Raw genomic sequence first — 10,410 nt, forward strand, 5'->3', positions numbered from 1 at the left:
AGCCCAAAGCCCCCCAGCACCCACCAGGGTGACGAACCCCGCCTTCTGCCCCAAAATACCGCCATGAACGACACACCGCCCCCCGCCCCGCACGGCCTAGGCCGCAACGCCGCCAATTATGGCGACCGCGAATTCGCCCTCTACCTCCGCCGCAGCTTCGCCGCCTCCATGGGCTATTCCAAGGACGCCCTCTCGCGCCCCGTGGTCGGCATCGTCGATACCGCGAGCGACCTCAACAATTGCCACCGCTCCGTGCCCGATCTGATTGAGGCGGTGAAGCGCGGCGTGATGCTCTCCGGCGGCCTGCCCATGGCCTTCCCCACCATCAGCCTGTGCGAGCCCTTCCTCACCCCCTGCTCCATGCATTACCGCAACCTCATGGCGCTCGACACCGAGGCAATGGTGGCGGCCCAGCCAATGGACAGCGTCGTCCTCGTCGGCGGCTGCGACAAAACGGTGCCGGCCCAACTCATGGCCGCCGTCTCGGCCGATGTGCCCGCGGTGATGCTCGTCACCGGCCCGATGAGCGCCAATCGCTACCAGGGTGAGCGCCTGGCCGCCTGCACCGATTGCCGGCGCTACTGGGCGCGCTACCGCTCGGGCGATGTCTCCGAAGAGCGCATCAATGAGGTCGAAAACGCCCTCGCCGTCACTGCCGGCACCTGCGGCGTCATGGGCACCGCCAGCACCATGGCCTGCCTGGTTGCCACACTCGGCTTCATGCCGCTTGAAGGTGCCAGCGCACCGGCGGTGCATTCAGACCGTCTGCGCATCGCCGAGGAGGCCGGCCGCCTGGCCATGGGCCTCAAAATCCGCCCCTCGGAAATCCTCACCATCGAGGCGGTGGAGAACGCCATGCGCGTGCTGCTCGCGCTCGGCGGCTCCACCAATGCGCTGGTGCATTTGGCCGCTATCGCCGGCCGTGCCGGGCTGCGGGTGGACCTCAAGCGCCTCGATGCAATGAGCGACGAAACCCCGGTGCTGGTCGACCTCAAACCCACCGGCGAAGGCTATATGGAAGACTTCCACTTCGCCGGCGGCATGCGCGCCCTACTGTGGGAAATCCGCGACCTGCTGCACCTTGATGCCCGCGACGTCTATGGCAAAACCCTGGCCGAGCGCATCGGCGACGGCACCCATTTCGTGGACCGTCAGTATATCAAGGCACGGGAAAACCCGGTCTCGCCCGTCGGCGGCTTGGTGGCGCTATTCGGTTCGCTCGCCCCCGATGGCGCCATCCTCAAACGCTCCGCCGCCACCGAATCCCTCTTCGAGCATGAGGCCGAATGCATGGTCTTCAACGGCGTCGAGGACCTCGCCGCGCGTATCGATGACGAGGCGCTCGATGTGAACGCCAACACCATCATGATCCTGAAAAACGCCGGCCCCCTCTCCCCCGCCGGCATGCCCGAGGCCGGCTACCTGCCCATCCCGAAAAAGCTCGGCCGTCAGGGCGTGGAGGACATGGTGCGGATGAGCGATTGCCGCATGTCCGGCACCGCCTTCGGCACCGTGGTGCTGCATATCGCCCCCGAGGCCGCGGCCGGCGGCCCGCTCGCCTTTGCCGAAACCGGTGACCGCATCCGCCTCTCCGTCAAACACCGCAGCCTCGACCTGTTGGTGGATGAAGCCACAATCGCCGCCCGCCGCGCCGCCTGGTCCCCCGCCCCCGCCCCCAAGCGCGGCTGGGATCGGCTGGTGCATGAGCAGGTGATGCAGGCGCCCGATGGGGCCGATCTGCGCTTCCTGCGTGCCGATGGTGGCTGAACGCGTCGCCATTATCGGTGCCTCCGGGCGCTCGGGCGCGGCCTTGGCCCGGGCGCTGCCGGGCTGCATCCCGGTGGTGCGCGATGCCCAGCGCTGGGCGGCCACCGCCCTGGCCCTGGCGCCGCGCATCGCCGATATCCAACAGCACGATGCGCTGCGCCGGGCGCTGGCAGATGCCACGCATATCATCTCCACCGCCCATGCCCGCCATGCCGGGGCGGTCATCGCCGCCAGCCCGCCTGGAGCGCGGCTGGTCTTCCTGGGCAGCACAAGGCGCTTCTCGCGCTGGCCCGATGCGCATGGCGATGGCGTGCGCGCGGGTGAGGCCGCCTTCCTGGCCAGCGGCCGGGCGGGCGTCATGCTCCACCCCACCATGATCTATGGCGCCGAGGGCGAGAACAACGTCCAGCGCCTGGCCGCCCTCATGCGCCGCCTGCCCATCCTGCCGCTGCCCAATGGCGGCGCCAGCCTGGTGCAGCCCATCCATCAATCGGATGTGAGCGCCTGCGTGCTGGCCGCGCTGCATGGCAGCGCGCAAGGTGCCATCACCATCGCCGGCCCCGAGGCGATGACCTATGCCGCCTTCTGCGCCGCCATCGCCCAAGCCTGCGGCCTGCGCCCGCGCCCGGTGCTGCCGCTGCCGGCCTGGGCGCTGATGGCCGCCAGCCCCCTCACCCGCCTGCCCGGCCTGCCGCGCATCGGCCCCGACGAAATCCGCCGCCTGACCGAGGACAAGGCCTTCGACATCACCATGATGCGCGAGACCCTGGGGATTTCGCCTATGCCGCTGGCAGAAGGTCTTCGCCAGACGTTTCGGCCTTTTTCTCCTTGAGCCGGCGGCGCAGCGCGCAAAGCCCCACCACGCCCGCCGCCCCAGCCACGGCGCCCGCGGTGAAGGCACCGCTCACCACCACATGCGCCACCATCAGCGGCGCAGCCAATGCCTTGAATATCACCGTCGGAACCTTTCTTATCAGGCCATGCAGATGGCTATCATAATCCCACTATCAAGCGCCGCCGGAGCAACCCCATGCCTGTGATCAACCGTATCGCCGAATTCCACCCCGAACTCACCGCATGGCGGCGGGATTTCCACATGCACCCGGAGCTGGGTTTCCAGGAGCACCGCACCGCCGGCATCGTGGCCGAGCGCCTGCGCGCATTCGGCTGTGATGAGGTGGTCACCGGTTTCTCCGGCACCGGCGTCATCGGCATCATCCATGGCCAGGGCGGGCCGAATGGCCGCGCCATCGGCCTGCGCGCCGATATGGATGCCCTGCCGGTGGAAGAACTGACCGGCGCCGCCTGGGCCTCGCAAACCCCGGGCAAAATGCATGCCTGCGGCCATGACGGCCACACCACCATGCTGCTCGGCGCCGCCCGCTACCTGGCGGAGACGCGCAATTTCTCAGGCTCGGTCGTGCTCATCTTTCAGCCGGCCGAGGAAAATGCCGGCGGCGCCGGCGTCATGGTCAATGACGGTATTTTTGAGCGCTTCCCGGTCAGCCGCGTCTTTGGCATGCACAATTGGCCCGGGCTTCCGGCCGGGCAATTCGCCTGGCGCGAGGGGCCGATCATGGCCGCCGTGGCCAATCTGGAGATCAGCCTGCAGGGCCGCGGCGCGCATGGCGCCATGCCGCATGAGGGCGTGGACCCCATCATGGTCGCCGCCGCCATCGTCCAGGGCCTGCAAAGCATCGTGGCGCGCAATGTCGAGCCGGTGGAGGCGGGCGTCATCACCATCGGCCACATCAAGGGCGGCTTCACCCATAATGTGATCCCCGACAGCGTGCACATGCAGGGCACCGCGCGCTGGTTCAAACCCGAGGTGGGGGAGCTGTTGGAGGCCCGCTTCCTGCACCTTGTGCCCACCATCGCCAGCGCCTTTGGTGCCAGCGCCGAATGCAGTTTTGTGCGCTACACCCCGGCCACCATCAATGACCCCGAGAGCACCCAGCTCACCCTCAAAGCCGCCCGCGCCGTGGCCGGCGAGGCGCGGGTCATCCATATGGAAAAACCCACCATGGGCGGCGAGGATTTCGCCTATATGCTGGAGGCCAAGGCCGGCAGCTACATCATGATCGGCGGCGGCCGCACCGATGCCGACCCAGGCCTGCATCACCCGAAATATGATTTCAACGATGAGGTGCTGGCCACCGGCGCCAGCTATTGGTCCACCCTGGCGGAGCAGTTGCTGCCCCGGTGAGCCCCACCGCGAAAAACCTCTTCACCGCCTATTTCCAGGTGGGGATCTCCAGCTTCGGCGGCGCCAATGCCTGGGCGCGCCGCATGCTGGTGGAAAAGCGCGGCTGGCTGACCGACCGTGAATTCGCCGAGCGGCTGGGCCTGGGCCAAGTCCTGCCCGGGCCCAATGCGATGAACACCGCCATCATCGTCGGCCACGGCTTTTGTGGCGTGCGCGGGGCGGCAGCGGCGGTGGCGGGGCTGTTTGCCGGGCCGCTGATTATCCTGTCCATGCTCTGCCTGCTCTATGACCGGTTCGGCCATCTGGGCGTGGTGCGCGGCGCGCTGGCGGGGGTGGCCTCGGCAGCGGCGGGCATGATGCTGGGCACGGCGTTCAAACTGGTGCGCGGCGCCCGGCCTTCGGCGCCGATGGTGGCGATAGGGCTTACAGCACTCGGCCTCGCGCTGTGGCGGCTGCCGCTACCCTGGATCATTCTGGGCCTGGCACCGCTGGGCATTCTCGCCGCCTATCTGGAAGCGCGGCGATGACCGACCTGCTCGCCCTCATGGCCGGCCTGGCCCAGCTTTCCATCATCGCGGTGGGCGGCGGCAGCGCGGTGCTGGGCGATATGCATCGGCTGATCGTCGAGGAGCATGGCTGGATGGATGATGCCAGCTTCGCCCGCAGCTATGCCCTGGCCCAGGCCTCGCCCGGGCCCAATGTGCTGGTGGTGGGCGTGTTTGGCTGGCATGTCGCAGGCCCGCTCGGCCTGCTGGGTGCCACCATCGCCATGTGCGGGCCGGCGGGGCTGCTGGCGCTGGGGTTTTCCACCATGCGCGCCCGGCTGACCGGCGCCATTTGGCTCCGGCGGATTGAGCGCGGCATGGTGCCGGTGGCGCTCGGCCTCGTCACCGCCTCCGCCCTGCTGCTGGGGGAGACGGCACTGGCCACCTGGGGCAATCTGCCGCTGGTGGCCATGGGCCTCACCGCCGCCACGGCGGGCTTCGTGTTTCTGACCAAGGCCTCGCCGCTGTGGATGCTGGGTGGCGGCGCGGTGCTTGGCATTCTGCTTCTGGGGTGACGCATGTTCTATGAACCAAAACACGGCCACGGCCTGCCGCATGACCCGCTGAAGGCGATTGTCGCGCCCCGGCCGATCGGCTGGATTTCCACCCTCGATACGCAGGGGCGGCCCAATCTGGCGCCCTATAGTTTCTTCAACCTGGTCCATACCCGGCCCGCTTTGCTGGCCTTCACCTCGGAGACACTGAAGCACTCCGCCAAGAACGCGATTGAGACGGGTGAATTCGTCTTCAACCTCGCCACCCGCCCGCTCTTCGCGGCGATGAATGCCAGTTCCGGCTCACTGCCCGAGGGGGTGTCCGAATTCGCCGCCGCCGGCATCGCCGAAGCGCCCAGCCGCATGGTCAAGCCGCCCCGGGTCGCGCTCAGCCCCGCCGCGCTGGAATGCCGGGTGACGCAAGCCATGGAGATGACCGATCTCGACGGCCAACCCAGCGGTGGCTGGCTGATCATCGGCCAGGTGGTGGGCGTGCATATCGCCGAGGCGGTGCTGAACAACGGCCATTTTGACGCGGTGGCCGCGCAGACTATCGCCCGCTGCGGCTATCGCGACTATGCCGAGCTGACGGCGCTCTTCGCCGCCCCTCGGCCTGACGACGCTTAATTCCCCGCCCACGCCGCCGCGACCATGCCGAATGACGACGCTCCTCGCCGCTCCTCGGCCTGACGCCGCTACCTGAGCCGCGCCAGCGTCCCCGCCCGCGCCGCCGCGACCATGGCCGCAGCATCCTCGGCCAGCAGCAGCCGCTCGGCCACCAGCTTCGCCGCACTGGCCTGCACCGCCGCAATATAGCTGTCGCCCGGCCAGCGCTCTTCAATCGAGGGGCGCGGGTCGCCCGCGGCCTCGCGCGCGGCGCGGGTGGCGGCGAGCGGCAGCACACTGCCCATATTGGTGCAGAGCGCCCCCTCACCATAACCCGCAGCCCGCGGGTTGAAGCCGGTATAGGTGGCGCGCGGCGCCTCGATCACCGGCAGGCGAATCCCCGCCAGCGCATTGCCGTCAGCATCCACGCGCGGCACCAGAATGGGATAGGTGCCCATCACCCGCGCCGGGTCGGTGGCGGTGTCGAGCAGCGGCGCGGGCGTCAGGCTGGTGGGCAGCACCAGCCCCGGCAAGGCGGTGAAGGCGCTGGCCAGCGAGGGCCCCGCAGCGGCAGGTTCATTACTCGCGAGGCGCCCCAAGGGACCGGCGGGAACCAGCGTCGCATTGGCGACGCTGGGCGTGCGGGAGGCCGGCGGCTCCACCCCATCACGCATCCAGGCCTCCAGCGCCACCATCAGCGCGCGCATGGGTGCCCCGGCCTGCAGCGGGTTCAACGGATTGGCGCAGACCGCGCCGCGCGCCGCCCAGGCATCGGCGGTGGCGTAATGCGGGTGCCCGGTCATCATGTAGGCACGCACCCCGGGCGGCAATGCGACATGGCCGCCGCGCGGGTCGGTGACGGTGAGCGAGCCGCGGGCACCGAAATATTCGAACTCACTATCCGTCTGCATGATCCGCGGGCAGGTGCGGCTGGCCTCGCAGCGGCGCAGCAGCCCATCGGTGCGGTTGGTCAGCGGGTCGGTGGTGTCGGCATAGGTGAAGGGGAATTGGTCGGCCGGGTAGAGACGGTCGGTATGGTCAGAGGGGTTGCGGCCGGGCTGGGCCCAGCGGGCATTGGTGTGGCTGCGGCGGCTGCCGGGGATATGCGGCACCATGCCATCGAAGACGGCGCGGCCCTGGGTATCCTCGTTAAAACCCTGATAGAGCATATCCCGCAGGAAACGACCGGATTGCGAGACGCCCAGGCTGACGGCGTGGGAGGCAGTCCGGCCGGATTGCGGGTTGGCCTCACCCTCGCCATGGCGCAGTGCCGCCGCCACGTCACGGAAGGCGGCGAAGCCCATGCCCATCAGCCCCGGGTCGCGCGCCTGGTAGGTAACCTCATAGATCGCCCCCGGGGCCATGTCGGCGGGGCGGGTGATCTCCACCCGGCCGGGCGCGCTGAGGCGCACCGCGAGGCCGGGGGCCGCCTGCCTGGCATCGGTGGTCTTGGCCCGGACCGTGATGGCCAGATGGGCTGGCTCGGCGGGGGTATAGGTGAGCAAGCCACTGGCCGGGTTGGTGGTATTGTCGAAGACGAATTCATCACGCACCTGGCCGGTGACGCCGGGGGCGGCGGGCACCCGCAGCCGCATGCCCTGGCCGGGCGTCGGGTCACCCTGCCAGCCTATCCAGGCCAGGGTATAGCCGGCCCGCATCATCCAGCCATTGCCGGCATCGGCGGCTTCGTCGAAGCGGCCGTTGCGCTGGGCGGCGGCGTCGTTCAGCAATTGGCCGATGATGGCGCGGCCGCGATTGGGCGGCTCGACCAGCAGCGTGCCATTGCCGCGCGCGGGGTCGGCCGGGCGCAGGATCAGGACATCGGCCACCGCCTCCACCCGGCCCGCGGCATTGCGCGGGGCCAGGGCGATATCGGCGATGGCGGCATTGCGCGGGTCCGCCGGGTCGATTGCGATGGTGGCCTGGCCGCGCAGCAATTCATAGCCGCCACGCTCGCCGAAGGCCGCCCCGCCAAAGGCCGGGCGGGCGGGCTGCATATCGAAGCGGCTGACCTGCGCGCCCGCGGGGGATATCATGGGCGCGGCCAGCAGCAGCAGGGCCAGTGTGGTGCGACGCATCTCATCCTCCGTGACTTTGGGGGGAGCTTGCGCGCGGGGCGGGGGGGCGCGCAAGCTCACCGCCATGCGCCGTCGTCACATCCCCGCCCTGCTCCTCGCCACCCCGGCTCTCGGCCCCCCGGCTCTCGCCCAGGTGGAGCGCCCCATCCGCATTATCGTGCCCTTTGCCGCTGGCACCTCGTCTGACGTGCAGGCAAGGCTGCTGGGGGTGCATATGGCGGCGCTGCTGCCGCAGCCGGTGCTGGTGGAAAACCGCGCCGGCGCGGGTGGTACCGTGGGCGCTGAGGTGGTGGCGCGCGCCACGGATGGCCATACCCTGCTGCTGGGCTCGAATGGCCCGCTGGTGAACAACCCCATCCTGCAACAGCGCATGCCCTATGCCGCGCCGCAGGATTTCTGCGCCATCGGCCTGGTGAGCCGCAGCCCGCTGACGCTGACGGTGCGAAGCGAAAGCCCTATCCGCGACGTGGCGGGCTATTTGGCCGCGGCCCAGGCTGGGGGGCTGAGCATTGGCTCCTCAGGCCAGGGCAGTGCGACGCATTTTCTCATTGAGCAGCTGATGGCGGCGGCAGGGATTCGGCTGACCCATGTGCCCTATCGGGGCTCCAGCCTTTCAGTGCCCGATACGCTAGCGGGCAATGTGGCCAGCGTGATGGGCGAAATTTCCACCGTGTTTCCGCTGTGGCGCGATGGCCGGCTGCGGGTGCTGGCGACCACCGGGCCCAGGCGCTCGGTGCTGATGCCCGAGGTGCCGACGCTGATCGAGGCCGGGTTTGCCGGGCTGACCGGGGGCAGTTGGGCGGCGCTGGTTGGGCCGGCGGCGATGCCGCAGGCGGTGCAGGGGCAGCTCTCGGCCGCGTTGCTGCGGGTGATGGCAAGCCCCGCCTATCTGGAGCGCCAGCGCGAGTTGGGGGCCGATGTGGCGGCGGAAGAGGAGCGTGGGCCGGCAGCCCTGGTGAGCTACTGGGCTGCCGAGATGGCCCGCACAAGGGCCACGGCGGAGGCCGCCAATATCCGCGTAGACGCAGGATAAGCCAGAAGATGTCGTTTACGGACAAATTCACCCAAAAGGGGCGGGTGAGCGGGCGCAGCTCTCCCGTGGGCTGTCTTTTATAGGATAATTATCTCGTGCGTTTCAAGCGTGAATCGGACCGGCGCTGTCGCGCTGATGGCGATGGCGCGGACTATGTCGTTTACGGACAAATTGCCCCAAATGGGCGGGGGAGCGGGCGCGGCTCCCCCGGTGATGGCCCTTTATAGGACGAAATTCTGTAATTTTTCAAGCGTGAACTGGGCTCAACTGCCGACCTTGAGGGTGGAGGTCAGCCCCCGCAGGCAGGCCAGGATGGAGAGCGGGGTGATCTTGCCGGTGCGGGGGTTTTCGAGGCTGGGGACATTCTCGATGGTCATGGTCAGCCGCACCTCATCCGCCTCGACCCGGATGGTGTGGGTGTTGCGGGTGACGGCGGGGTCGGCCCAGATTTCGACCATGGTGCGCTCAGGCCCGATGCCGGCCAGGGCCAGGGCGGCGGCGACGTTCACATTGGCTGGAAAACCTTGGGCTGCGTCAAAAGCATTGCCTTTGAACACCATGGTGGCTTCGTTCACGCCCAGCACGTCGATGTTGTTTTTTTCGAGATAGGGCGCGCCGACCAGGCCGCCGGGCGGCTTGCGGGTTTCGATTGTGACGGTGGAGACATGGCCCTCGGCCGCGGCGCGCACGGCATCGAGGCCGAGAAGGGCGCCGGTGGGGATGATGATGCGGGCACCGGTTTCCCGGGCGCGCTCGACCAAATGCATGCGCGGCAGCAGGGCGCCGCAGGAGCTGGGGACAAAGATGCAGCCGGCCTCGATGGCGGCGGTGGCGGCCTGCTCGAAGACGGAAGCGGGCGCGGCCTCGACGATGATGTCGCATTCGCGCGGGAGTTTTTCGATGTCGAGGATCAGCGGGCGGTCACGAAAGCCCTTCATGCCGGCCAGGGCCTTTTCGCGGTCGCGCACGGCGACGGCGGCGAGTTTCAGGCCGGGGACGCCCGCATCGAGGGCGCGGGCGAGGTGCATGCCAATGGCGCCAAGGCCAACGATGCCAACGGTGTAGGTTTCTGTGATCATGGCATCGGGCTTAGCAGAGGTTTTCGCCCGCTTGAAGGCCGCGGCGTTATTCCTCCTTGAAGCCGTATTCCTGGATGCCCTGTTCATTCCCATAATATTTATAGGGCAGGAATTTGCCGGACATGGAGATCTTCACCCGGTCGCCCTTGGGGTTGGGCTGGCGTTCGAAATCGAAGTCGAAATCGATGGCGGACATGATGCCGTCGCCGAATTCTTCCTCGATGAGGGCTTTCCAGGCCGGACCATTGACCATGACCATTTCGTAGAAGCGGTAGATCAGCGGGTCAGTGGGGGGCATTGGGGTGCCGCGATAGGGCACTTCGTTGAGCATGCGTTCTTCGGCTTCGGAGAGCCCAAAGAGTTTTGCTGCCTTGGCGGCCAGGGGTTTGACCAGCTTCATCTGCCCCAGCAGCGCGCCAGTGACGAGCGTGGGCGACATACCGCCAATCTCTTCATTGATATACTTCCAGGTCCAGCCCTTCTCGCGCTTAATATCAAGAATTTTCTCAGTAAGATCAGAACGCTTCATGTGATGTTCTCTTTCTAATCGAAGATGCAAGAAACTGAGTTTCTTGCCGGGGTCCTAGGGGCAGAGCCCCTAG

The 10,410-nt window shown here is 67.9% G+C and carries 11 protein-coding genes; 7 read left to right on the top strand and 4 right to left on the bottom strand.

The genetic code is table 11. From position 1 onward, the window contains the following. The first annotated feature begins 63 nt into the window (after nucleotides 1-63). The gene (locus tag ABWP84_RS11420) at nucleotides 64-1,767 is read left to right on the top strand and encodes a dihydroxy-acid dehydratase (RefSeq protein WP_353212154.1); all 1,704 of its coding nucleotides are present in this window, start codon (nucleotides 64-66) and stop codon (nucleotides 1,765-1,767) included. Beyond that, nucleotides 1,757-2,599, top strand: a complete 843-nt coding sequence (locus ABWP84_RS11425; RefSeq protein WP_353212155.1) for an NADH-ubiquinone oxidoreductase — start codon at nucleotides 1,757-1,759, stop codon at nucleotides 2,597-2,599. Before ABWP84_RS11420 ends, ABWP84_RS11425 begins: the two co-directional genes overlap by 11 nt. Here ABWP84_RS11425 and ABWP84_RS11430 read toward each other — a convergent pair. Then, nucleotides 2,547-2,723: a hypothetical protein gene (locus ABWP84_RS11430; protein WP_353212156.1), complete on the bottom strand. Its 177-nt coding sequence runs from the start codon at nucleotides 2,721-2,723 to the stop codon at nucleotides 2,547-2,549. The genes ABWP84_RS11425 and ABWP84_RS11430 overlap by 53 nt on opposite strands. A 74-nt stretch (nucleotides 2,724-2,797) precedes the next feature. Here ABWP84_RS11430 and ABWP84_RS11435 point away from each other — a divergent pair, with 74 nt between their 5' ends. The 4 genes from ABWP84_RS11435 to ABWP84_RS11450 are packed head-to-tail and all read left to right on the top strand — an operon-like array spanning nucleotide 2,798 to nucleotide 5,639. Then, nucleotides 2,798-3,973, top strand: coding sequence for a M20 aminoacylase family protein (locus tag ABWP84_RS11435; RefSeq protein ID WP_353212157.1), 1,176 nt, complete (start codon nucleotides 2,798-2,800; stop codon nucleotides 3,971-3,973). Further along, nucleotides 3,970-4,500: a chromate transporter gene (locus tag ABWP84_RS11440; RefSeq protein WP_353212158.1), complete on the top strand. Its 531-nt coding sequence runs from the start codon at nucleotides 3,970-3,972 to the stop codon at nucleotides 4,498-4,500. The genes ABWP84_RS11435 and ABWP84_RS11440 overlap by 4 nt, the downstream gene beginning before the upstream one ends. Next, entirely contained in the window at nucleotides 4,497-5,033 is a 537-nt protein-coding gene (locus ABWP84_RS11445; protein WP_353212159.1) for a chromate transporter, read from the top strand. Before ABWP84_RS11440 ends, ABWP84_RS11445 begins: the two co-directional genes overlap by 4 nt. 3 nt (nucleotides 5,034-5,036) lie before the next feature. Next, entirely contained in the window at nucleotides 5,037-5,639 is a 603-nt protein-coding gene (locus ABWP84_RS11450; protein ID WP_353212160.1) for a flavin reductase family protein, read from the top strand. Nucleotides 5,640-5,707: 68 nt separating this feature from the next. Here the strand turns inward: ABWP84_RS11450 and ABWP84_RS11455 are convergent, their stop codons facing one another. Next, a complete protein-coding gene (locus tag ABWP84_RS11455) occupies nucleotides 5,708-7,696 on the bottom strand; it encodes an alpha/beta hydrolase domain-containing protein (RefSeq protein ID WP_353212161.1) in 1,989 nt (662 codons plus the stop codon). Nucleotides 7,697-7,760: 64 nt separating this feature from the next. On the opposite strand from ABWP84_RS11455, the gene ABWP84_RS11460 reads away from it, so the two are divergent. Next, entirely contained in the window at nucleotides 7,761-8,729 is a 969-nt protein-coding gene (locus ABWP84_RS11460) for a tripartite tricarboxylate transporter substrate binding protein (RefSeq protein WP_353212162.1), read from the top strand. A gap of 263 nt (nucleotides 8,730-8,992) precedes the next feature. Here the strand turns inward: ABWP84_RS11460 and ABWP84_RS11465 are convergent, their stop codons facing one another. Together ABWP84_RS11465 and cynS are read right to left on the bottom strand one after the other, a co-directional pair. Then, nucleotides 8,993-9,808 carry an aspartate dehydrogenase gene (locus ABWP84_RS11465; protein WP_353212163.1) on the bottom strand — a complete coding sequence of 272 codons (816 nt, stop codon included), beginning with the start codon at nucleotides 9,806-9,808 and terminating at the stop codon, nucleotides 8,993-8,995. Between the two features lie 46 nt (nucleotides 9,809-9,854). Further along, complete coding sequence (cynS, locus tag ABWP84_RS11470; protein WP_353212164.1) at nucleotides 9,855-10,337, bottom strand: cyanase; 483 nt, start codon at nucleotides 10,335-10,337, stop codon at nucleotides 9,855-9,857. Nucleotides 10,338-10,410: the final 73 nt, after the last annotated feature.

Origin of the sequence: Rhodovarius sp. (assembly GCF_040399605.1) — a bacterium.
Lineage (GTDB): Bacteria > Pseudomonadota > Alphaproteobacteria > Acetobacterales > Acetobacteraceae > Rhodovarius > Rhodovarius crocodyli_A.

Coding starts and splice junctions, on each gene's coding strand:
- ABWP84_RS11420 (WP_353212154.1), top strand. CDS start 64: ATGAACGACACACCGCCCCCCGCCCCGCACGGCCTAGGCCGCAACGCC.
- ABWP84_RS11425 (WP_353212155.1), top strand. CDS start 1,757: ATGGTGGCTGAACGCGTCGCCATTATCGGTGCCTCCGGGCGCTCGGGC.
- ABWP84_RS11435 (WP_353212157.1), top strand. CDS start 2,798: ATGCCTGTGATCAACCGTATCGCCGAATTCCACCCCGAACTCACCGCA.
- ABWP84_RS11445 (WP_353212159.1), top strand. CDS start 4,497: ATGACCGACCTGCTCGCCCTCATGGCCGGCCTGGCCCAGCTTTCCATC.
- ABWP84_RS11450 (WP_353212160.1), top strand. CDS start 5,037: ATGTTCTATGAACCAAAACACGGCCACGGCCTGCCGCATGACCCGCTG.
- ABWP84_RS11455 (WP_353212161.1), bottom strand. CDS start 7,696: ATGCGTCGCACCACACTGGCCCTGCTGCTGCTGGCCGCGCCCATGATA.
- ABWP84_RS11460 (WP_353212162.1), top strand. CDS start 7,761: ATGCGCCGTCGTCACATCCCCGCCCTGCTCCTCGCCACCCCGGCTCTC.
- ABWP84_RS11465 (WP_353212163.1), bottom strand. CDS start 9,808: ATGATCACAGAAACCTACACCGTTGGCATCGTTGGCCTTGGCGCCATT.
- cynS (WP_353212164.1), bottom strand. CDS start 10,337: ATGAAGCGTTCTGATCTTACTGAGAAAATTCTTGATATTAAGCGCGAG.